The organism is Pseudomonas fluorescens Q2-87, assembly GCF_000281895.1.
Taxonomy (GTDB): domain Bacteria; phylum Pseudomonadota; class Gammaproteobacteria; order Pseudomonadales; family Pseudomonadaceae; genus Aquipseudomonas; species Aquipseudomonas fluorescens_S.
The window spans coordinates 2,976,622-2,998,600 of sequence record NZ_CM001558.1 but is presented as its reverse complement, the minus strand read 5'-3'; the positions used below and the strand labels follow the sequence as shown (position 1 = coordinate 2,998,600).

The 21,979-nt window shown below is 60.9% G+C and carries 15 protein-coding genes; 11 read left to right on the top strand and 4 right to left on the bottom strand.

Annotated elements, in window-relative coordinates; translation table 11 throughout:
• Positions 1-34: 34 nt before the first annotated feature.
• The 3 genes from PFLQ2_RS14435 to PFLQ2_RS14445 all read left to right on the top strand — a co-directional run bounded on the left by PFLQ2_RS14435 (position 35) and on the right by PFLQ2_RS14445 (position 3,114).
• Positions 35-940 (top strand): LysR substrate-binding domain-containing protein, encoded by a 906-nt coding sequence (locus PFLQ2_RS14435; RefSeq protein WP_003181611.1) that lies wholly within the window; start codon positions 35-37, stop codon positions 938-940.
• Between the two features lie 141 nt (positions 941-1,081).
• Positions 1,082-2,167, top strand: coding sequence for an aromatic ring-hydroxylating oxygenase subunit alpha (locus PFLQ2_RS14440; protein ID WP_003181610.1), 1,086 nt, complete (start codon positions 1,082-1,084; stop codon positions 2,165-2,167).
• Positions 2,164-3,114 carry a PDR/VanB family oxidoreductase gene (locus PFLQ2_RS14445; protein ID WP_003181609.1) on the top strand — a complete coding sequence of 317 codons (951 nt, stop codon included), beginning with the start codon at positions 2,164-2,166 and terminating at the stop codon, positions 3,112-3,114. Before PFLQ2_RS14440 ends, PFLQ2_RS14445 begins: the two co-directional genes overlap by 4 nt.
• A gap of 237 nt (positions 3,115-3,351) precedes the next feature.
• Here PFLQ2_RS14445 and PFLQ2_RS14450 read toward each other — a convergent pair whose 3' ends face one another.
• Entirely contained in the window at positions 3,352-4,065 is a 714-nt protein-coding gene (locus PFLQ2_RS14450) for a GntR family transcriptional regulator (protein WP_003181607.1), read from the bottom strand.
• Between the two features lie 138 nt (positions 4,066-4,203).
• Positions 4,204-5,235, bottom strand: coding sequence for an Ldh family oxidoreductase (locus PFLQ2_RS14455; RefSeq protein WP_003181605.1), 1,032 nt, complete (start codon positions 5,233-5,235; stop codon positions 4,204-4,206).
• Positions 5,236-5,478: 243 nt separating this feature from the next.
• Here PFLQ2_RS14455 and PFLQ2_RS14460 point away from each other — a divergent pair, with 243 nt between their 5' ends.
• Together PFLQ2_RS14460 and PFLQ2_RS14465 are read left to right on the top strand one after the other, a co-directional pair.
• Complete coding sequence (locus tag PFLQ2_RS14460) at positions 5,479-10,317, top strand: dermonecrotic toxin domain-containing protein (protein ID WP_003181604.1); 4,839 nt, start codon at positions 5,479-5,481, stop codon at positions 10,315-10,317.
• 184 nt (positions 10,318-10,501) lie between these two features.
• Positions 10,502-11,506 carry a FecR family protein gene (locus PFLQ2_RS14465; RefSeq protein ID WP_003181602.1) on the top strand — a complete coding sequence of 335 codons (1,005 nt, stop codon included), beginning with the start codon at positions 10,502-10,504 and terminating at the stop codon, positions 11,504-11,506.
• A gap of 65 nt (positions 11,507-11,571) precedes the next feature.
• Here PFLQ2_RS14465 and PFLQ2_RS14470 read toward each other — a convergent pair whose 3' ends face one another.
• Entirely contained in the window at positions 11,572-13,920 is a 2,349-nt protein-coding gene (locus PFLQ2_RS14470) for an acylase (protein WP_003181600.1), read from the bottom strand.
• Between the two features lie 294 nt (positions 13,921-14,214).
• On the opposite strand from PFLQ2_RS14470, the gene PFLQ2_RS14475 reads away from it, so the two are divergent.
• Entirely contained in the window at positions 14,215-14,580 is a 366-nt protein-coding gene (locus PFLQ2_RS14475) for a hypothetical protein (RefSeq protein ID WP_003181599.1), read from the top strand.
• 9 nt (positions 14,581-14,589) lie between these two features.
• Here PFLQ2_RS14475 and PFLQ2_RS14480 read toward each other — a convergent pair whose 3' ends face one another.
• A complete protein-coding gene (locus PFLQ2_RS14480) occupies positions 14,590-14,778 on the bottom strand; it encodes a hypothetical protein (RefSeq protein WP_003181597.1) in 189 nt (62 codons plus the stop codon).
• A gap of 259 nt (positions 14,779-15,037) precedes the next feature.
• Here PFLQ2_RS14480 and PFLQ2_RS14485 point away from each other — a divergent pair, with 259 nt between their 5' ends.
• The 5 genes from PFLQ2_RS14485 to glgA all read left to right on the top strand — a co-directional run bounded on the left by PFLQ2_RS14485 (position 15,038) and on the right by glgA (position 21,979).
• Positions 15,038-17,032, top strand: coding sequence for a methyl-accepting chemotaxis protein (locus PFLQ2_RS14485; protein ID WP_003181595.1), 1,995 nt, complete (start codon positions 15,038-15,040; stop codon positions 17,030-17,032).
• Positions 17,033-17,229: 197 nt separating this feature from the next.
• Positions 17,230-17,676 carry a DUF411 domain-containing protein gene (locus tag PFLQ2_RS14490; protein ID WP_003181593.1) on the top strand — a complete coding sequence of 149 codons (447 nt, stop codon included), beginning with the start codon at positions 17,230-17,232 and terminating at the stop codon, positions 17,674-17,676.
• 101 nt (positions 17,677-17,777) lie between these two features.
• Positions 17,778-18,806: an alpha/beta fold hydrolase gene (locus PFLQ2_RS14495; RefSeq protein ID WP_003181592.1), complete on the top strand. Its 1,029-nt coding sequence runs from the start codon at positions 17,778-17,780 to the stop codon at positions 18,804-18,806.
• 11 nt (positions 18,807-18,817) lie between these two features.
• Complete coding sequence (locus PFLQ2_RS14500; protein WP_003181590.1) at positions 18,818-19,780, top strand: D-2-hydroxyacid dehydrogenase family protein; 963 nt, start codon at positions 18,818-18,820, stop codon at positions 19,778-19,780.
• Between the two features lie 627 nt (positions 19,781-20,407).
• A complete protein-coding gene (gene glgA, locus PFLQ2_RS14505) occupies positions 20,408-21,979 on the top strand; it encodes a glycogen synthase GlgA (RefSeq protein WP_003181586.1) in 1,572 nt (523 codons plus the stop codon).

Below are 21,979 nucleotides of genomic sequence, written 5' to 3'. Positions count from 1 at the left end.
CTCATGTCTTTTTGTTATGGGTTGGACAACCGCTATGAACCTTCGCCAACTGGAAGCCTTTCGTGCCGTGATCCTGGGCCAGACCGTGACCCGCGCCGCCGAAATGCTGCACATCTCGCAACCGGCGGCGACCCGGCTGATCGCCAGCCTGGAAGAGGACATCGGCTTCAGCTTGTTCGACAGGGTCAAGGGCCGGCTGCAACCCACCGCAGAAGCCATGACGCTGTATCAGGAAGTGCAGCGCTCGTTGTTGGGCGTGGAGCGCATTGCTCGCACCGCCCAGGACATTCGCACGCTCAAGCGCGGTTCGCTGCACATCGCCTGCGCGCCGGCCATGGGTTTGTCGTTTCTGCCGCGAGCCATTGCCGCGTTCATGGCCGAGCACGACCAGGTGCAAATTTCCCTGGTGGTGCATTCGTCACGGGAGGTGGTGGACCTGGTGGTGGGCCAGCGTTGCGACCTGGGCCTGATCGTGCTGCCCAATACCTACCCGAGCCCCCGGGCAGAAAAACTCCTGGCGACACGCATGCTTTGCGCCCTGCCCGCTGGCCACCGCTTGCAAGGGCAGATGACGATCCGCCCGGAAGACTTGCAGGGCGAAGCGTTCATTTCGTACCCGCAATCCATCGGCTCGCGCCAACACATCGATGCGATCTTCGCGGCCCACGGCGTGGACCGCCAATTACGCCTGGAAACCCAACTCTCCCTGCCCATGTGTGCGTTCGTCGAGCAAGGCCTGGGAGTGGCGCTGGTAGATGCCATCAGTGCGGTTGAATACCGCGGCGAAGCAATCGTGTTCCGGGCCTTTGAACCGGCCATTGAAATGGACTTCAGCATGCTCCTGCCCGTCCAAGGGCCGATTTCCAGGCTACAAGCCAGTTTCCTGGAGCATATGCAGCGCTTCATCGAGGCGCAGGTGCCGGCGGCCTACCGATTCTGAGCCCAACCTCCAGTTGCTCACCAATGGATCCATTGAAGACAACCAATCATCCGTTTTCACCTTTAAAACCGTTGACAAGGAAATTAGTTAAGAGGGTTAATGGATCCACAGACAATAACAATACCCGCCTGGAGATCCGTCATGTACCCCAAGAACACTTGGTACGTTGCCTGCACCCCCGATGAAATCGCCGCTAAGCCCCTGGGTCGGCAGATCTGCGGTGAGAAGATGGTTTTCTACCGTGGGCACGAGGGCAAGGTCGCCGCCGTGGAAGACTTCTGCCCCCACCGTGGCGCCCCGCTCTCTTTGGGTTATGTGGAAAACGGTAACTTGGTGTGCGGCTACCACGGCCTGGTAATGGGCGCTGATGGCAAGACCGTCGACATGCCGGGGCAACGGGTCCGGGGGTTCCCCTGCAACAAGTCCTTCGCGGTACAGGAACGCCATGGGTTCATCTGGGTCTGGCCGGGGGATCAGGCACTCGCCGATCCGGCGCTGATCCACCCTCTGGAATGGGCGGAAAATGAAGAATGGGCCTACGGCGGCGGCCTGTTCCATATCCAGTGCGACTATCGCCTGATGATCGACAACCTGATGGACCTGACCCACGAAACCTACGTGCACGCTTCCAGCATCGGTCAGAAGGAAATCGACGAAGCGCCGCCAGAGACCACGGTTAACGGCGATGAAGTGGTCACTGCCCGTCACATGGAAAACATCATGGCGCCGCCCTTCTGGCGCATGGCGTTGCGCGGCAATAACCTGGCCGACGACGTGCCGGTGGACCGCTGGCAGATCTGCCGTTTCACCCCGCCCAGCCATGTGTTGATCGAAGTCGGCGTTGCGCACGCAGGCCACGGTGGCTATCACGCCGCGCCACAGTTCAAGGCGTCGAGCATCGTGGTGGATTTCATCACGCCGGAAACCGAGACCTCCATCTGGTATTTCTGGGGCATGGCCCGGCACTTCCAACCCCAGGACGAGGCCCTCACCGCGACCATTCGTGAAGGCCAGGGCAAGATTTTCAGCGAAGACCTGGAAATGCTCGAACGTCAGCAGCGCAACCTGCTGGATCATCCGCAACGCAACCTGCTCAAGCTCAACATCGACGCCGGTGGCGTGCAATCGCGCCGGGTGCTCGAGCGCTGGATTGCCCGTGAACGCGAATCCCAGGCGGGTTTGATTGCCAGTACTCACCAGCCACAACCGGTGGAGCAACGCTCATGATCGAAGTCCTGGTTGCGGCACGTCATCATGAAGCCCTCGACATTTGCGGCTACGAACTGACCGCTGTCGATGGGCAACCTTTGCCAGCGTTCACCGCTGGAGCGCACATTGATGTGCACTTGCCCACGGGCATGATTCGCCAGTATTCCTTGTGCAATCATCCTGAAGAGCGGCATCGCTATCTGATCGGCGTGCTCAGGGACCCGGCGTCGCGAGGCGGTTCGCGCGCGATGCATGAGTTGATCGAGCCGGGAACCCGCTTGCAGATCAGCGAACCGCGCAACCTGTTCCCCCTCGCCCCCGAAGCGCAGCGCAGCCTGCTGTTTGCTGGCGGCATCGGTATCACGCCGATCCTGAGCATGGCGGAGTTCCTGGCCCAGGACGGGGCAGCGTTCGAGCTGCATTACTGCGCCCGGTCCCGGGAGCGGGCGGCCTTTGTCGAACGCTTGCGCCTGTCGCCTTATGCCGACCGGGTGTTTCTGCATTTCGATGAAGAACCCGACACCCTGCTGGACGCCGCTGCGGTGCTCTGCGCGCCCACCGATGACCTGCACCTTTATGTGTGCGGGCCCGGCGGGTTCATGCAATACATACTCGACACCGCCAGGCACCACGGTTGGGAGGAAACCCGCCTGCACCGAGAATATTTCTCCGCTGCCCCCGTCGATACACGCGCCGACGGCAGCTTTTCAGTGAAACTTGCCCGCAGTGGGCAGGTGTTCGATATACCAGCGGACCGCAGCGTGGTGCAGGTGTTGGAAAGCCATGGCATCGAGATTCCGATTTCCTGCGAACAAGGCATTTGCGGCACCTGCCTGACCCGCGTCCTGGAAGGTGTCCCCGAGCACCGCGACATGTTCCTGACCGAGGCAGAACAGGCCTGCAACGACCAGTTCACGCCATGTTGCTCCCGCTCGAAAACGCCGTTGCTGGTGTTGGATCTCTAACTTCCAGATCCTCCCTGTGGGAGCTTGTGGTTCATTTAGGAAAAATGATGGACCCGTGGCGAGGGAGCTTGCTCCCGCTCGGCTGCGAAGCAGTCGTAAACTGGCGAATTCGGTGTGTCTGATACTCTGCATTTGGCAGGTTTTGGGGCCGCTACGCGGCCCAGCGGGAGCAAGCTCCCTCGCCACAGGTCTGTCTCATTGCCTTAAGTGAACAGCATTACGCTCCACAACGGGCTTTCACTCTGAACGCAGGATCACCTTCATTCGCTCATCCGCCAGTGTCGAGCCGAACACTTCGGCGTAGCGCAAGGTGGCGTTGGCATGTTCGCGCATGATCGCTTCGGCACGGGCGCCCTGGCGATGGATCAGTGCATCGAACACGGAATGGTGCTGCATGTGCGCATAGTTGAAACGGCGAAATTCACCGGCCATGTTCTGGCGGTCCACCGCCAGGGCGGTGACTGAGGCGAAGGGTAAATGATCATTGCGGGCCAGGGCATCGGCTATCGCGGGGTTGTGGCTGCCTTCGACGATCACCTGATGAAAGCGCATGTTGAGGTCGTGATAGACCTCCAGGTCCTCCTCGGTCACATACCCCTTGGCGAACAGTTGATCGCCTTGCACCAGGCATTGTTCAAGGGTCGCACGAGCCGTGTCGGACAAACCTCGCTCGGCCGTCTGCCGCGCGGCCAGGCCTTCGAGCACCCCGCGTACCTCCACCGCTCCGGCGATTTCCTCGGCGCTGACTGAGCGCACCTGGAAACCGCGTCCGCCGAAGCGCACCAGCAGCCCTTCCTGTTCCAGCGTCCGAAAGGCCATGCGCACCGGCATTCGCGAAACGCCGAATAACTCGGCCGTAGGTATTTCCATCAGCCGCTCGCCCGCCGCCAGTTCGCCCGAGGCGATCATTCTACGCAGCGCAACCAGCACCGTTTGGCCGGGCTTACTCATCCAGTCGTTTTCCGGGGCAAAGAGAGCCGCCATAGTAAAAGGCTTTGGGACAGCGTGTCACGGCAAGGCAACGGCGCTGTTCGCATCACGCACAACCTGTGCAAGCCAATGCGGCTTGCGCAGATTGAGCCGACGCGTTCAGTCGCCGGCCAGCTCGCGCAATTGCGCCAGGGTGGTTTCATCCAGCGTGACGCCGCGCTCGACGGATTTGCTGCGCTCGCGATGACGACGGTCCCCCGGCAGGCGCTTGAGCCCCACGCCGTGCATCTGCCTGACCAGTTCCTGGCTGCGCTCGGCAAAGCCCAGCCCGGCGGCCTTGCTCGGGTCGATCACGATCAGCAATTGGCCGGTCCATGGCGTCTTGGCGCCTGGATGATTGCTCCAGTCAAACTCGAACGAGAAATTGCCCCCCGTCAGGGCCGCCGCCAGCAGCTCGACCATCATCGACAGCGCCGACCCCTTGTGTCCGCCAAACGGCAGCAGCGCTCCGCCCTCGAGAATGGCCTTGGGGTCGCGCGTCGGTTGGCCGAGGCTGTCCACGCCCATGCCGGCCGGCAGCAACTCGCCCTTGCGCGCGGCAATCTGTACGTCGCCATGGGCGATGGCGCTGGTGGCCAAGTCAAAGACAATTGGCTCGCCGTCGGCCCTTGGCGCGGCGAAGGCGATGGGGTTGGTGCCGAACAGAGGACGGTCCGCGCCATGGGGCACCACGCACGTCATGCTGTTGACCACGCTCAACGCCACCAAGCCTTCATAGGCAAAAGGCTCGACATCCGGCCAGAGGGCGGCGAAGTGATGAGAGTTGCGAATGGCCAACACCGCGATACCGGCGCTACGGGCCTTTTCCACCAGCAAGGGGCGCGCTGCGGCCAGGGCTGGCTGGGCGAAACCGTTAGCGGCATCCACCCGTACGAACCCGGAGGCGACGTCCTCGACCACCGGCACCGCCTGCCCATTGACCCAGCCGCTCTTCAGCGTCGAGACATAGCCGGGGATGCGAAACACCCCATGGCTGTGGGCCCCGTCGCGCTCGGCGAAGGCGCAATTCTCGGCCAGGGTCCGAGCGACGTCGGCCGACGTGCCATGGCGCAGGAAAATCTTCTCCAGCAAATTCACCAACGCATCAAGAGACAACGTGCAAGAACCAGCATGATCGGATAGCGCAGACATCTGAAGCTCCAGAATGATTGTTGGAGGTAGCAACAGCGTAGGAGAAAGCATCCGCTGATTAAACACCGCTTCACGCGCGCCCTGTCAATCTTTGCAACACGAAGCCGTGGACGACGTCGTGAACTGAAACGTTCCAAGCGCTGGATGCGATAACTATGTACCACCTTCGCTCACGCGTCGTTGCCTAGTCTGGCCGCTTCATCCACGGCGCCCGCCTTGCGGCGCCTTGATCGAGAAGCGACGATGACCACTGAGACCACGCCACTCCTGTTTCCCGAAGTACTGGGCGCCAGTCGCCTGGACGAGTTGACCACGCCCCACGGGCTGACGCAGGACGACCTCGACTGGCTGCATCACACCGCCCTGCCCAGCCACGCGCTGCGCATCCGGCAGACGCCAGCGATGCACGCCGAAACGATTCTCCTGACGCCCGAAGGCAAGGCTCCGATCCCCCTCGCCGGCTGCTTCACCCTCAGCACCTCGCCAAGTGACGACGCCTCAAGCCCCAAGCGTGCGTTCCTCTACACACCACACGGTGGCCTGGCCAAATTCCCCAGCCTCACAGTCCTGGAACAGCAAGTCGAAAAGCTGCGCCAGACCCCGGAGGGCCGCGACGAACTGTTTCGCTTCCTATCGATTGCGCAACGCAACGAACTCAACGGTACGACCACCATCACCACGACACGCCAACGCATCGACGCCGATGTATTCGAGGCTCAGATCGAATCCATCGAACAGGCTCAGCGCCTCAACGCCCAGGCCATGGTGGACGAGTTGGTCAAGCAGCCCTCGCTGGCCTCGATGCTCGACCACGTGCTGGGCGAGGTACTGCCCAATATCGATCACCGGCAGGCTCGCGTGGCGCTGGTGGCGGATGTTGGCTCGGGCGATCCCAAGGCAGACCAGCTGACCCGCCGCATGTCCTTGAGTGATGCGCTGCTGGTGTATTTCCACAACCAGGGCCGACCGGTCGGGCATGACCTGGATCTTATCCATCCGGCGATTAGCGACTCGCCCCACAACACCCAACAGTGGGAAAGCATCCTGAGGGACACCGCGCGGAACCTGATCCCCAGGCTTACCCTGTGCATCGATAGCTATTGGAACACCATCGGCCCTTTCCACGCTTCACGCCGGACGTTTCTTTACCGGGTCATCGGCGATGCACTGCGCGCCCGTATCCTGATTTCCCGGGAAAGAAAGCAGATCACCGCAGCACAAAGCCAGGAACTGCTCCGGCTGTACCGGTCGTCGCGCCCGGACGAACCGCTGCTGTTCATCGAAACCGTGCGCCTTTGGGAATATAAGCCGCTCTTCGTCGAGCTCGCGGGCGCCTTGATGATCAGTGGCAAGGAACACTATCTCTATACCCCTGGCCTGGGTTTACAGACCGTCGACAACTATCTGAGCTTCAAGGACGCGTTTTTCGGCGGGTCGACATCCACCGAGCGCAAGGAAGCGCTTTATGGCCTGCTCAGTCTGGAAGAACGCAACCGCTTCCTGCGTTTCGACGCCCCGCAAGTGTCAGGCCAGTCGGTGGCCATGCCGGTACTCGAATCCCTGGGCAACGCGATCATCGACAAGCAGGCGAAGAACCTTCATTTCGCGTTGGAAATGTCCCGCCAGGGCGACATGGACATCCATGCGCTGGTTGACAAGGCCTTGGACATACGCACCCTGATCAATCCAAGCCTGTTGAAGCCCAAGATCGAGGGCCATTGGAACACGCAACCGGCTTTTTATGGCGACTTGCAGCCATCCAACTTCAAGGCCGATCGGCTGGCGCGCAAGATCAAGAGCTATACCAGCGTCGAAGCGGCGTTCAACGCCCTGTTCACCCAGCTGCCGCAATCCACCGACATCGCGCTGGATCATGAACTCAAGGACCTGGTCGGGCAGCTGACCAGCGTTTTTTCCCAGGGCATTCGTGCAGAGGCTGAACTCAGGGAGCTCAACGGAACATTAGCGCCGGCCGCCCACGATCTTGTCAGGGGCGTCTTTGCCTTCGACTCCGACTACCCGGACCGCAGCCAGCGCATCGGTGTGAAGGGCTTCCGGCCTGACGTGTATTGGCTGAAGCTGTCCTGCAACGCAGACGGCAAGTCGGTCTCCTTACCGCTCGCCAATTGCTTGCTGCTGACCGAGCGAGGCGGACTGGACACGCCCTATTCCGGCATGGCGATTCTCTGGACGCCGGCCAATGGCTTGCAGGCCTTCCCCTCGGTGGAAACAGCCACCCGCCAACTGAACCGCGACCTGCTCGATTCCCGCAGACGCTTTGGTTTGCTCGCCAACCTCAACTGCGCCCAACGCAAACCCCATGGGCGCTATCAGCTCGAAACATTCGAGTTGATCGAGGACAACGTGCTGCTAAACCGGATGAATTCTTTCATCACCTGGTTCGAAGCCGAGCACGACTATCTGCGCACCTTGAAGATCGGTGGCTGGCAGCTCACTGGGCCGACATTGGTAAAAAGCCTTCAAGCGCTGGTGCGCCAAGGGGCCCCGACCAATCTGCCGCGTGCCACGCACATTGCCCAGGCCAACAGGTGGCAACAGAAGCTTCCGGCCTGGCTCGGCACCGCGCCCCTCGAGGACCAGCGCCTGCATATCGACCTGCTCGAACAATGCCGCAACAGCATGGGAGACGGCCAGGATTACCTGGACGGCATCGAGCCCCTGCCGGCCTACGTGGAAAAAAAACTGAAGGCATTACTGGGTGCGCGCTTCGACGATAAAGACCTCGACCCCGCCACGCTCCAGATCACGCCGACGTTCGCACTGGCCGGGCCGCCCAGCACCCTGACCGAGTTTGCCTCAAGCCATATCCAGATCACTCAAAACACCCGTTTTACGGTGACTTCGGCCTCGCGCCGCACGCTGCCAGACAATTTGAACGAGGCGGCGGTACAGCAAATATTGCTGTCGCTGGCGATATCCACCGATTACAAAACATACGTCCTGGGCAAGCTTTCCGGCACCGACGAGCAAGCCCGGCAGCGCAAGTGCAGATTCCGCCAGCAGCTACCCTGGCAGCTGTTGCAGCACGCCCATGCCCGACACCTGCAGCAGCACCTTTCCCCGACGGCCTTTGACTTGATTCGCCAGGTGCTGGATATGCCCGATGCCATCGCCCGCCAGGCGGTGCAAGGTGCCGGTGCGTTGATTCGTCCGCTGGAGCTGATCAAGACCGCGGGCGCTTCGGCGATCAAGGCATTGGGGCTTTACCTGATCGGTTCGAGTACGGATGCACAAGCCCCTTACGTTCTGTATTCCCCCTACCACGCCGGTCAGACCTTTACCGAATTCAAGGACGAAACCAGCGTCGTGGCTGCATTCAACCTGCCGGGGGCGCTTCAGGACCTGTTGTTGCGCCGGCTGCCCGACAGCCAGCAAGCCCTCTTTAGGAATTTGTTTTCCTCCACGGCCGGCGCTGTTTCGGAAATCACCCTGGCCTCGAATCCGATCAAAACGAACCTGATCGACACGTTGTTCAACGACAACACCCTGTTGTTATCGGACATGCTGACGACCCAGACAAAAAAAGACCGTCAATTCGATTGGGAAACGGTGCTGCACCTGTTCAGCGCCGGCATCAGGTTGGCCGGCAGGCAATTGCCGGGCAAATTGACCTTTATCGATACCCTCTGGGAAAGCTACCAGGACTTCAAAGGCTCTGCCGAGGCACTGCGGGTGCATGACTGGAAAACCGGTTTGCACGACTTTATCGCCGGCGCCGCGCAGATGGTTTCACTGGGCTTTCTCAACCGCGACGATACGTTCGGCCTGCTCGACCCGATCGTTCCTGCGGCGCCCAAACCCTCGGCAACCACCCCGCCCCCCTGGAAGGATATCGCCACCACGGCTCCCCTGCGGATTAACCTGCAAGTCTTCGAAGCCACTGGCGTAAGTCTTCATGACTTGGAAAAGACTGCCTTCGAGGGCATCTACGCCGACACCCAATCGAGCAGGTTCTTTGTCCCGCTGATGGGTAAAGTCTTTCAAGTGGTAAAAGCCAGGCAGGCCTGGCGCATCATCCATGAGAACGGCGAAGGCCCCCTGCTCAAGCGTTCGGACGACCGCAGGCAATGGGTGATCGATCCCGAGCGACACACCATTCGCTACGGCAAGGTCATGTCGACCCTGGCCTATTCCTACAGCGACTACAAGGCAGCGGGCTCACTGAACATCGAAGCACGAGGCATGAAGGAAATACGCAGGAAATACCCCCGCCATGCCCAGATAATCGTGCAGGGGCTGGAAACGGCTCGATACTATTGCTTCAATGCTCTCCATAATCTCGAGCAGGCCAGGCGACAAGTCCATCCCGGCTCTCGGCTGGACACTTACCTGAGGTCTTTTTTTGGCGTTAATCCGGTCGATGAGAGCCTCATCAGGACTATTCACGCTGCCGTCTCGCCGATCTGCCAGGCATTGGCCGATCCCTCCTGGGAATTGCAGAACGCGAACCGCATCGTCATGGGCAGCCTCAGGAACGTCAACGACCGAGCGACCGCATTCGTGATCGAGCCGCAAGCCAGCGGGCGAATCTACCTTACGGAACTGTTTTTCGACGCAGGACTGGACTGGTACAGGGCCGTCGTTCCGCAGTCGTTCAATGTCGACGCCCATGCCCAAGGGGCGACGCTGATCCACGAAATTTCCCATCAGCTGTTCGACACGCTGGACATCATCTACCTGGACGCCCCTTTGCCGTTTCTGGACCTGATTTCAAGGTCGACCCAATTCGGACGGCAACAATACGACCGGCAAAAAGAGCTACAGCAAAACGGACTATCGTTGACCACGCCGCGCTCCCGGCTGTTCATGGAATGGGACAACGCCGCCAATTCGTTCAAGAGCCTGGAGGCTTTTCCCCAAAACAAGGACACCGTCAGGGAGATCCTGAAGATGACCGGTGCGCGCACCATGAACGAAGCAAGGGATGTCTTCCTGGATTCGCACTTAGCCCAGAAACGCATCGACGTCATACTTCGCAACGCTGACTCCATGACTTTGCTCATTTGTGAACTGGGTCGCCAGCTCGACTCACCCACCACAACACCCGAATCCGGATTTTGACAGCAGCGGGACAGGTCGGCTGTTGATCTTTTTTTCACGGCTTTTATGGGACGCTCTATCCGTGACAGACCGGTACTGGGGCCTTCGACCGGAAAAAACAGGCCCATTTGATATGCAAACGCCATGACGGCTGTTCTCGGCAGCTCATGCCGAAGGTTAGAATGCGGCAAACCAGGAAGAGTCAATGACCGAACATCCCCTCTCGGAAGCCGAATACGACGCCATTACCGATGCTGCCGCGCATTGGTGCATGCGGTTGCATGCCGTCGATTGCACCGACGCCGAACGGCAGGCGTTCAAGCAATGGCACGATGCCAATCCGCTGCATGCATTCGAATATCAAGCCATGCTGGAGATTTGGGTGGTTGCCGACAACCTGCCGCGGGTCGAGCCAGTGACGCCGTCTGTCCAGTCTTCCCGGGTTCGCTCACGCTGGAGCCGGCTGGCCGTTGCAGCCACAGTCGTTGCCCTGGGTTTGCCCCTGGCCGCATTCACTGGCTGGCACCTGGGCTGGCTGGCCAATTCCTACCAACGATTCGAAGCAGGCACCAGCGTACGCCACGTCACCCTTGGCGACGGCAGCCAGGTGGAACTCAACCTTGGCAGTGAGCTGGTGTTCGCCAACTATAAGAATGAGCGTCGGGTCACCCTGGAAAAGGGCGAGGCGTTTTTCGACGTCAGCCATGACCAGCAGCATCCCTTCATCGTTCGGGCGGGCCAGGGCCAGGTGCGTGTCACCGGCACGCGGTTTAATGTCTGGTTGTATCAGGACCAAGTACGGGTCACGTTGGTGGAAGGCTCCGTAAAAGTTGCCAGCAACTTGGCACTGGCCAGCACCGGCTCGACGCTTTCGCCCGGTATGCAGGCCAGCTACAAGGCCGGCGACGCCCAACCGCAGATCCGCCCGACCGACCCCAATGACAGTGCGTTGGCATGGCGCAACGGCAAGCTGGTGCTCAATGACCTTGCCCTGAGCGACGCGTTGCCGCTGATCAACCGCTACCTCGAACGTCCGGTCATGCTGGCTGACAACAGCACCGGCACCTTGCGTATCGGTGGGATCTACAACCTCAGCGAAGTGCACAACCTGGTGCCCTCCTTGCCCAAAGTGTTGCCGGTCTACCTGACGCAGAACAAGGACGGCAACCCGGTCCTCAATGCCATCGGCCAGCGGCCAACCAATCCTTAAGAAAAAAGCCGTGCCCTGTTGGACGCGGCTTTTGCACAACACACCCAGGGTTATTGCCTGACGACTTATTGCCTGGCCACCTTGCCCACTTCATCGAGCTCACGGATGATCAGCGCCTGATAGTGTGGATCGGCCTTGATCTGTTGCTCAGTGAAGGGCAGCACACTCCATTGCTTTTGTGAGAATGCCCGAGTCTGGTCAGCCGAATAAGGCGATGCGGGGTCGCTGGAGATCGAAAATGCCAGTAGGCCCTGGGCTTGTGGCCCCTCGCCGTCGAACGTCACCACTTGCAGGTAGCTGGTACCGCTGATCACTTCGCGTTTGCCGCTCGCCCCCGGCACACTCTGGATCGCGTTGTAGATCCCCAGCTCACCCGGTCCGCCGTGGATCGGTGTTTGCCGGTCACCGCTGCTGGTGACCTGGACGTCCCGCCATTGGCTATTATTCTGCAAGCCCATTTTGTTGACCGCCTCCACTGAGGCCAACATGGCTTCGCGCAACGCCTTCAGCACCGATGGCCGATCGATCGCCAGGCCACGCGGGGTATGTTGCGGATCCTTGGGGTCGAACGGGACACGCCATATATCGGGTGCAGCCTGCAACCGCGCCATGACCTGCTGGAAGTGAATGAAGCCCAATCCGCTATCCAGGCCAGCCGTGCGATCCCAGGCCTCGAGGCGCCCACATGCCTCGCCCAACACCGAGGCATCCGGCCCCAGGTCGCCGGCGCAAAAGCCCAGCAGGTCGGGCATGACCTGATCGGCGAGGTAGACCTGATCGTCCATGACCATGCGCTGCAAGTCGTCCACTTTCACTGGCCCGCCCTTGGCGAGCTGACCCAGCCGGTCGAGCGCAAAACGCGCCCGCAAGCCCAGCGGCAGATCCTGCTGGCTGATCACTGGCGAATAACCGGACAAAGGTTGGGACGGGTTGACCATCCAGGCCGAATCATTGGAGTTCTGCACATAATCGCGGCGCAGCAACTGCGGCAACTTGTCGGCCGCAAAAATGCCTTTTTGCGCGGCTTTCGCATCGATGTCCCACGCGCATTCGCTGCGTGAGCCATCCAGCACGATCAGTCGCAGCCCGGCCCTGGGATCGCTGCACCGGGCCAGTTTGTCGGCGCCCACGTTTGGCACGACCGAAAGGTTCATATAAAGGCTCTGCCCTTGGTCATCCACCGCCAGGGTATTGACCCACGGAATTCCCTGGATCTTGTGCACGGCGCCCTGAAGATCGGCGAGCGTGACGGCCCGATTCATCGCGTACCACTGAGCCAACACACGGTCGTTCTCCAGGTTTGCGTCGCGCAGGCTATAGGCGAACCGGTTGTCCCAGTCCAGTCGGCCCGGCCATTGCACGATCGGGCCGAACCGCGAGCCGTAGACCACTCGGGACACCGTCTTCAGTTGGCCGTCGGCTTGCTTGACCTCGACGGCGACGGTCTGTTGGCTCATGGGCACCGACTTGCCATCGATGAGGTAGCGGGTCGGGTCTTTCGGGTCGAGTTGCAGGCGGTACAGGGTGAAATGTTTCGATGTATCGACGGTATGGGTCCAGGCCAGGTGGCGGCTGAAACCGATGTTGATCACCGGTAGGCCCGGCAAGGCCGCGCCCATCACGTCCAGCTTGCCGGGGATGGTCAGGTGCATCTGATAAAAGCGCATGCCACCCAGCCAGGGGAAATGCGGGTTCGCCAGCAACATTCCGCGCCCGTTGGCCGAACGCTCGCTGCCGATGGCCAGCGCATTGCTGCCGCGCTCAAGCGCAAAACGCTGCTGGCGGGCGTCGGCGGTGGCAAAACCGGACGCCGTGTGGCCCACGAGCGCTGTTGCTTGAGGCGGCTGCGCGCCGGCCAGGGCTTCGGCGAACTGGCCGATGCCGCCTTCGACCAGCAGGCGGCGGGTCAACTTGACCAGATCGAACGCCGTGATGGGCCGCACCCACTCGCTGGCACATTGCTCGGGCAGGCCTTTGGCCTGGCGCTCGGCCAGCGCTCGGTTGTAGCCCACAACATAACCTTCGAGCAATTGCTGCACCTGGGGCGTCTGGGCTTGCCAGAAAGCGGATACGGCTTGCGGTGTGTTGAGCCAGCTGAAAAACAGATCGCTGACGCGGTTCTCCCGCTGCTCCACCGTAACCTGTGCGGGACCGAAATAGCGGGAGCGCTGGGCGTTGACCGTGACAATCTCATTGGCCAGCAGGCAAAGGTTATCCTGCGCGTAGGCATAGCCGATGCCGTAGCCCAGCCCGCGTTCGTCCTGCGCGCGGATATGCGGGACGCCAAAACTGGTGCGCCGGATTTCGGCACTGGCCTGCGGTACATCGCTACGCGCGTTGACTGCGGGGCTGGCGCCCAAGGCCATCCCCAAAAACACGCCTGCAAGGCCAACCCTCGATAACTGCCCGGACATTCTTGCACTCACTCCTGCTGCCAATTTGAAAAACCAGCACGGTTGCCGCTGCGATCAATCGACCACAGTCGGCCCGCCTGGGCATGCACACGCCGCGCGCCGAAGCGCAATGTGCCTCCCCTTCAAACGAACCGGATGAAAAAAATTAATGGCCTGCCGACCCTTCGACCACGTGGGTTTGACGAAGCCAGGGCATTTTTTCACATCGGGGCCTTCATATTGCTCACCCTCGTTCGTCCTATAACAGGAGAGTATCCGTGACCTTTTCTGATCAGGCTGGTAAGGAGTCTTTACATGCGTAACGCGCAACTGCCCATGGAGGGCAAGCCAAGGCAGACCGCCACCAACGTTGTGTTTGCCAGGCCCGCAGAGCGAGGCGGCAATGAACACATCCGTCGACTGCTCAAAAGTTTCGGGCTGCGTACCAGCCTGATTCGCCTCAAAGTCATCGATGCCTTGCTCAAGGCTGATGACGAGAACCGTTTCCTGGGCGTACGCGGCGTACACAGCCAGTTGCTGGGGTTGGACATTCCCTTGTCCTTTCTCAGTGTGCGCGAGGTGTTGAAGCGCTTGTGCAGCGAGGGCGTCGTCACCCTCAATCCGGATAAAAGCTACTGCCTGCATCCTCGGGCGAGGGCCGTGCTCGAAGCCGGGGAATGAGGTTGATGCTCAAGGCTTGACCTTGCGCCGCATCACACCGTTGATCACCACGACGATGACCGCCACGGCAATGGCGATGTACTGGAACAATTGCTCGCTGATCATGCCTTTGCCCTGCATCCAGGACAGGCCCAGCATGATCGCCAGGACGACGATGACGATCAGGATCGAGTATTTCAAGCGTTGCGAATGAGTCATTGCCAGTTTCCTAATGTATCCGTTCTGTATCCGTAAGCATGCCAGGCTCATCCGTATTGCGAAGATGAGCGGCAGCCGGCGGGGTCCCATGGTACAGCCGAACGAGCGTATTGACGTAACCGCAGCCGTTAATCGTAGGGCGCGCTAACCCGACGAAGTGACACCGGCGACATTAAAGCTGTCGGGGGGTCAGGCCGATAGGTAGGGGACTACCCTTTGGTCTGCCCAGAATTCAGCCTTCGTGCAAGGATCCCCCCAAATGCCCGCATTCCGCACCATCCAGGCTCGCTACACGCTGTTCCTGGTTCTGTTCATCCTGGTGTTGTCCATCCTGACGGTCGTGGGCATCAGCTATCTGGTTGCGCCCAAACTGCGCCATACCGAGGAACAGGTCGCGCTCAACCGCATCGGCGAGGTTGCCGGGCAGATCCAGGGCGAGCTGAACAAGGTGCAGGCGCAGCAGCGCAGCATCACCCAGACCATCCCGCTGCTTGATAGCGATGCCATCGACAAAGTCCTGCCGGGACTGGTCGATCAATATGGTGAGTTGAAGGTCTTCGGCGGCGGGATCTGGCCGTTGCCCAACCAGCGCGCAGAGGGCCGCAGCAAGTTCAGTACGTTCTGGCACCGCGAAGCGTCAGGCAAACTGGCGGTCAATACTTTCTGGAACAGTGACGCCGCCCCAAACTATTACGAGCAGCCCTGGCACAAGGGTGGCATGGCCACCCCTCCCGGCAAATGCGCCTGGGCCGCCGCTTACAAAGACGACGCCAGCGCCGAACCGCGCACCAACTGCGCCATGTCCATCCAGAAGAACGGCGTGCCTTACGGCGTTTCCACCATTGACGTGACCCTGGGATTCTTCAACGACCTGGTGGCGCGCAAGGAAGCCGATCTCGGCGCCGAGATGCTGATCGTCGAAGGCGACGGCAAAATCATCAGCAACAGTTCGCGCATCAGCGGGCCGATCGTCCTGAAAAACATCAGCGAACTGGCGGCAACCTCGCCGTTCGCTGCTCAGGTCCAGGCGGGCCTAGCTCATCGCGACCAGCCGCTGCAGCGTGTCGAGTTCGACAACAAGGGCGAGGCCAGCACGTTTTTCATGCGGCCCATCGAAGGGTCACCGTGGTACCTCGCCACCGCGCTGCCTACTCGCCTGATCACCGCCCAGCGCGACGATGTATTGAGCACGCTGAGCCTGCTGCAGATTCCCATGGTGATCCTGCTGGTGCTCATGCAGTTGTATGCGATCCGTCAGTTGACCAACCGTATGAAGAACCTCAAGGGCAACATCGACGCATTGTCCGCGGGCGATGCCGACCTGACCCGCCGCATCACCATCCGTGCCGAGGACGAACTGGGTGCGATCGGTCATTCGGTCAACCGCTTCATCGAATACCTGCAAAACATGATTGGCGAGGTCACCCAAGCCACCGGCGCCATGGCATCAAGCCTGGACAACCTGCAACGGACCTCGGCCCACACCAGCGAGATCCTGATGCGCCACGCCTCGGAAACCGACCAGACGGTGACAGCCATCACCGAAATGAGCTCCACGGCAGAAAGCGTGGCGCAGAATGCCGCTGAAACCGCAGCGTTCACCCAGCGCGCCAACGAACATGCCGATCGCTCTCGCGTGGTGGTCGGCGAGGCGTCCAACAGCGTTGTCGCGTTGATCGATGAAGTGGCCAGCGCGACCCGCAAGGTCGAGAGCATGCAGCAGGACGCCCAGCGCATTACCGAGATTCTCGGTGTGATTGGCGCCATTGCCGGCCAGACCAACCTGCTGGCCTTGAACGCCGCCATCGAAGCCGCCCGGGCCGGCGAGCAGGGCCGCGGTTTCGCCGTGGTGGCCGACGAGGTCCGTGCTCTCGCCGCCCGCACCCAGGCCAGCACCTCGGAAATCAACGAAATGTTGAGCCGCCTGACCCAGGGCGTGAGCTCGTCGGTCTCGGCCATGGAAAACACCCAGGCCAGCTGCCAGTCGGCCGCTGACGCCACTTCGCGAGTCAACTCGGGCCTGGATGAAATGGCCGGTTCCGTCAGCCAGATCAACAGCCTCAGCACCCAGATCGCCACCGCTGCCGAACAGCAGAGTGCGGTGACCGAAGAGATCAATCGCAGCATGGTGCAGATCCGTCACATGGTGGAGGAACTGGTGGAGAGCGGCCTCGCCAGCGAGAACAATACCCGTCAGTTGCTCGAAGCCAATACCCGGGTGAATGCCATCATGGGGCGGTTCAAAGTGCGCTGATAACGACTCATGACCCTCTCTGTGGCTAGGGAGCTTGCTTCCTAGCCACAGAGAGGACTCTTTTTGCAGCGGTGTCGCCCCGGCACTGCTATCAGCCCGCAACCTGACAACTCTGTCATTTTCCCCTCAGCCGCCTGTCAGCTGCCCCTCGCTACTCTGTTATCCTCCCTCCAAACCGTTCGACATGAGACTTCCCCATGGCCAAGCCCCTGCATCTGCTCGCCCTGAGCGCCCTGTTCATTACCACCCTGGCCCAGGCCGCCGAGCCGGTCACCATCGATGTGCACCGCGATGCCAATTGCGGCTGCTGCAAGAAGTGGATTTCCCATCTGCAAGAAAATGGCTTCAAGGTCAACGACCACGTTGAAGCCGACATGAGTTCGGTCAAGCAACGCCTGGGCGTGGCACCAAACCTGCGCTCCTGCCACACCGCTGAGATCAACGGCAAGTTCGTCGAAGGGCATGTTCCGGCCGACCAGGTGCTGGCCTTGAGCAAACGCGATGACTTGCTCGGTGTGGCTGCGCCCGGCATGCCCATGGGTTCGCCCGGCATGGAAATGGACGGCATGAGTGACGCGTATCAAGTGATCGGCCTGAAAAAAGACGGGACACAGACCGTAGTGGCCGATTACCCGGCCCACTGAGTGGCGATGGGTTGAACGTTCGGGCCGTTCGGTTGCCTGTGGTTAATGTCGCCATAATCGAGCCGTTCGAGGATCGGCCGGTTGTTTCAAGGAGATTGACCATGTCGCGTTTCAAAACCCGCTGGCTGCCCAGCCTGTTTTTCACCGCCGCCCTGCCCTTGCTCGCCCAGGCCGCCCAGCCGCAAGGCCCGGCCTACGGCCCGCAACTGGAAGGTTTCGAATACCCTTATACCCTCAAGCACTTCGCCTTCCAGTCCCAGGGCGAGTCCTTGCAGATGGGCTATATGGATGTGCCGGCCCAAGGCAAGGTCAATGGCCGCACGGTGGTGTTGATGCATGGCAAGAACTTCTGCGCCGCCACCTGGGGCGACTCGATCAAGGCGCTCAGTAACGCTGGATACCGGGTGATCGCCGCGGACCAGATCGGCTTCTGCACATCGAGCAAGCCCGACCACTATCAGTACAGCTTCCAGCAGCTGGCAGGTAACACGCAGGCGCTGCTCAAGGCCCTTGGCGTACAGAAAAGCATCGTGCTCGGCCACTCGACCGGCGGCATGCTCGCCACCCGTTACGCGCTGCAGTATCCCGACCAGGTCGAGCGCCTGGCGATGGTCAACCCCATTGGCCTGGAGGACTGGAAAGCCCTTGGCGTGCCTTATCGCACCGTGGACCAATGGTACGAACGTGAGCTTAAGCTCAACGCCGACGGCATCCGCAATTACGAGCGCACCACTTACTACAGTGGCCGCTGGAAGCCGGAATTCGAACGCTGGGTGGACATGCTCGCCGGCCTGAACAAAGGCCCCGGCCATACGCAAGTGGCATGGAACTCGGCGCTGATCTACGACATGATCTTCACCCAGCCGGTCTATTACGAATTCAAGGACCTGACGGTGCCAACCCTGCTGATGATCGGCACCTCCGACACGACGGCCATCGGCAGTGACATCGCGCCGCCGGCGGTGAAGGCCAAGCTAGGGCGCTATGAGGTCTTGGGCAAGCAGGTTGCCCAGCTGATCCCCCGCTCGACCTTGGTAGAGTTCCCCAACTTGGGGCATGCACCGCAAATGGAAGAGCCGGAGCGGTTTCACAAGGCACTGCTGGGCTGGCTGGACAAACCCATTCCCTGACGAGGTGTTCCATGGCGGTGCAAATAGCGGTCATCGATGATTGGCAGGACGTGGCGCGGGACGTGGTGGATTGGTCGGTGCTGGACAGTATCGGCCAGGTGACTTTTCTTCACGGCTACCCCGCCGACCGCGACACCCTCGCTGAGCGTCTGCAGCGTTTTGAGGTGATCTGTGTGATGCGTGAGCGCACGGTGTTCGATGAGGGCCTGCTGCGCTGCCTGCCCAACCTGAAGCTCTTGCTCACCGGCGGCATGCGCAATGCCGCCCTGGACCTCAAGGCTGCCGCCGACCTGGGGATCCAGGTATGCGGCACCGACAGCTACAAGCACGCCGCCCCCGAACTGACCTGGGCACTGATCATGGCCTCGACCCGTCACTTGGTGCAGGAAGCCAACGCGCTGCGCGCCGGAGCCTGGCAGCAAGGCCTGGGTGGCGACTTGCATGGCAAGACGTTGGGAGTCCTTGGCCTGGGTAGCATTGGCACGCGTGTGGCGCAATTCGGCCAAGTGTTCGGCATGCGAGTCATTGCCTGGAGCCAGAACCTGACTGCCGAACGGGCGGCCGACGTGGGCGTGACGCAGGTGAGCAAGCAGGCTCTGTTCGAGCAGGCCGATATCCTGTCGATCCATCTGGTGCTCAGCGAGCGCACTCGTGGGCTGGTCGATGCCCAGGCGCTGGGCTGGATGAAGCCTGATGCTCTCTTGGTGAATACCGCACGTGGGCCAATCGTCGACGAAGCGGCCCTGATCGATGCCCTCCAGCACAAGCGCCTGGGCGCCGCCGCGCTGGACGTGTTCGCCCAGGAGCCCTTGCCGGCCGACCATCCATTCAGGACGCTGGACAATGTCCTGGCCACGCCTCATGTGGGCTACGTCAGCCAGCAGAACTATCGACAGTTCTATTCCCTGATGATCGAAGACATCCAGGCCTGGGCGGCGGGCAAGCCGATTCGGTTGCTAATGCCTGCGGGCTGACAGAACCGTCTTGTGTGGGAGCGGGCTTGCTCGCGAATACGGTGTATCAGCTTGTAAGTATCTGACTGACAGACCGCATTCGCGGGCAAGCCCGCTCCCACAGAAACAGCATTCTCCAGCGCAGCCAATGGCCATCAAATGGCCTGTATTTATCCCGCCCCCCAATGGTGCGTTGCGCCATTCCATCGCGCACGTCGATGAGACATCGTCTTTCCCCATACACCCGTTACGTTGCAGGAATGTGCACTTCGTCGGTGCGATCTTCTCGTTGAAGCGTAAGACATTGCCGACAAAAAACGTGATTGTCCGACAATGCGACGAACCGCGCCGCAACGCTCTAGGTTCTGACCTAGACTGCCAAACCGGGGGGAAAACCGACCGGTCATCCAGACGAAAAAAAGTCGAAACTTTTCGCAACGGCGACGGGTCAGGTTAGAGGTAGGGCAACAGAGGCTGGTGCAGTCCTTGCACTGGCCCTTGCAACAGCTCCTTCAGCTGATCCGCTTCGCCACAAGGGCAGCGCTTTGCTTTCCTTGTGTTGCGCTCATGCGCCTGGCCGCAGGATTTGGCCAATGAAACAACACTCTGGCGCTAGCCGGAAACAGATCGAGAAAATGGGAGATATTTATGATCAGTGCTGCCTTAGAACCACAACAGGTCCGTTCACAACTACCGCCGGCGGCCGAATCGCCAACGGCACCGGTGCTGGCCACCGGCGGCAAGGCACTGCTCCCCGTCGTCCGACAGAATCCCAATCGCAAGAAAATATTATTCGTCACATCGGAAATTGCCGACCTGGTAAAGACCGGTGGCCTGGGCGACGTTTCCGCAGCACTGCCCCGGGCGATGGCCGGGCTGCATGATGTCCGGGTACTGATCCCCGGTTATCCGCAGGTGATGAACAGCGGCAATCCGATCCACATCATCGGCGAACTGGGCGGCCACGCCGCATTGCCGCCGTGCAAGATCGGCCGCATGGACATGGCCGACGGCCTGGTGATCTACGTGCTGATCTGCCCCGAACTCTTCGCCCGCGAAGGCTCGCCCTACGGCGCCAACAACGGTCGCGACTGGCCCGATAATCACATTCGTTTCGCCCGCCTGGGCCTTGCCGCTGCGGATATCGCCGCCAACCTCGCGCAGATCCACTGGTGCCCGGACCTTGTCCACGCTCACGATTGGCCTGCCGGGCTGGCACCGGCCTACATGCATTGGCGCGGACAACGCACCCCGACGCTCTTCACCATCCACAACCTGGCGTACCAGGGCGTGGTCAGCCTGGCCTGCTGCCCTGAGCTGGGCATCCCCGAGCACGCGCTGCAGCAGGAAGGCATGGAGTTCTACGGCAAACTGTCATTCCTCAAGGCCGGGATGGCTTATTCCAGCCATATCACAACCGTCAGCGCCACCTACGCCCAGGAAATCACTACCCCGGCGTTTGGCTGCGGACTTGATGGCTTCCTCGCGGCCAAGACCCAGCAAGGCTTGCTCAGCGGCATTCCCAACGGCATCGACGAAAGCTGGGATTCCGCCACCGATAGCCACCTGCTCCGCCAATTTGCCATCGGCGACTGGGAGGGCAAGGCCGCCAACGCGGCTCATGTGCGCGAGCTCTTCGGGCTCGACGACTCCACCGGCCCACTGTTCGCCGTAGTGTCGCGCCTGGTCGTGCAGAAAGGCCTGGACCTGACCGAAGCAGTCTCCGAATTCATCGTCGAATCGGGCGGCCAGATCGCCATTATCGGTCGCGGCGAACCGGAGGAAGAACAAGCCATGCGCGAGCTGGCCCTGCGCTTCCCGGGACGTATCGGCGTGCGCATCGGCTTCAACGAAACCGACGCGCGGCGGATGTTCGCCGGCAGTGATTTCCTGCTGATGCCATCACGTTACGAGCCCTGCGGCTTGAGCCAGATGTACGCGCAACGCTTCGGTTCGCTGCCGGTGGCGCGCAATACCGGCGGGCTGGCAGACACGATCGAAGATGGCATCACCGGCTTCCTTTTCGACGAATCCACCGTAGAGAGCTACAAGCAGGCGCTGAGCCGGGCCTTCAAGGTCTTCGAGTTCCCCGATTTGCTCAACGCCATGCGCTGCCGGGCGATGTCGGCACCGTTCAACTGGTGCCAGGCAGTGGAACCCTACGCAGAGCTCTACGAGCAATTGGTGGCTAAATCCCTGGGTAAACCGGCCAGACAATGA

Coding starts and splice junctions, on each gene's coding strand:
- PFLQ2_RS14435 (WP_003181611.1), top strand. CDS start 35: ATGAACCTTCGCCAACTGGAAGCCTTTCGTGCCGTGATCCTGGGCCAG.
- PFLQ2_RS14440 (WP_003181610.1), top strand. CDS start 1,082: ATGTACCCCAAGAACACTTGGTACGTTGCCTGCACCCCCGATGAAATC.
- PFLQ2_RS14445 (WP_003181609.1), top strand. CDS start 2,164: ATGATCGAAGTCCTGGTTGCGGCACGTCATCATGAAGCCCTCGACATT.
- PFLQ2_RS14450 (WP_003181607.1), bottom strand. CDS start 4,065: ATGAGTAAGCCCGGCCAAACGGTGCTGGTTGCGCTGCGTAGAATGATC.
- PFLQ2_RS14455 (WP_003181605.1), bottom strand. CDS start 5,235: ATGTCTGCGCTATCCGATCATGCTGGTTCTTGCACGTTGTCTCTTGAT.
- PFLQ2_RS14460 (WP_003181604.1), top strand. CDS start 5,479: ATGACCACTGAGACCACGCCACTCCTGTTTCCCGAAGTACTGGGCGCC.
- PFLQ2_RS14465 (WP_003181602.1), top strand. CDS start 10,502: ATGACCGAACATCCCCTCTCGGAAGCCGAATACGACGCCATTACCGAT.
- PFLQ2_RS14470 (WP_003181600.1), bottom strand. CDS start 13,920: ATGTCCGGGCAGTTATCGAGGGTTGGCCTTGCAGGCGTGTTTTTGGGG.
- PFLQ2_RS14475 (WP_003181599.1), top strand. CDS start 14,215: ATGCGTAACGCGCAACTGCCCATGGAGGGCAAGCCAAGGCAGACCGCC.
- PFLQ2_RS14480 (WP_003181597.1), bottom strand. CDS start 14,778: ATGACTCATTCGCAACGCTTGAAATACTCGATCCTGATCGTCATCGTC.
- PFLQ2_RS14485 (WP_003181595.1), top strand. CDS start 15,038: ATGCCCGCATTCCGCACCATCCAGGCTCGCTACACGCTGTTCCTGGTT.
- PFLQ2_RS14490 (WP_003181593.1), top strand. CDS start 17,230: ATGGCCAAGCCCCTGCATCTGCTCGCCCTGAGCGCCCTGTTCATTACC.
- PFLQ2_RS14495 (WP_003181592.1), top strand. CDS start 17,778: ATGTCGCGTTTCAAAACCCGCTGGCTGCCCAGCCTGTTTTTCACCGCC.
- PFLQ2_RS14500 (WP_003181590.1), top strand. CDS start 18,818: ATGGCGGTGCAAATAGCGGTCATCGATGATTGGCAGGACGTGGCGCGG.
- glgA (WP_003181586.1), top strand. CDS start 20,408: ATGATCAGTGCTGCCTTAGAACCACAACAGGTCCGTTCACAACTACCG.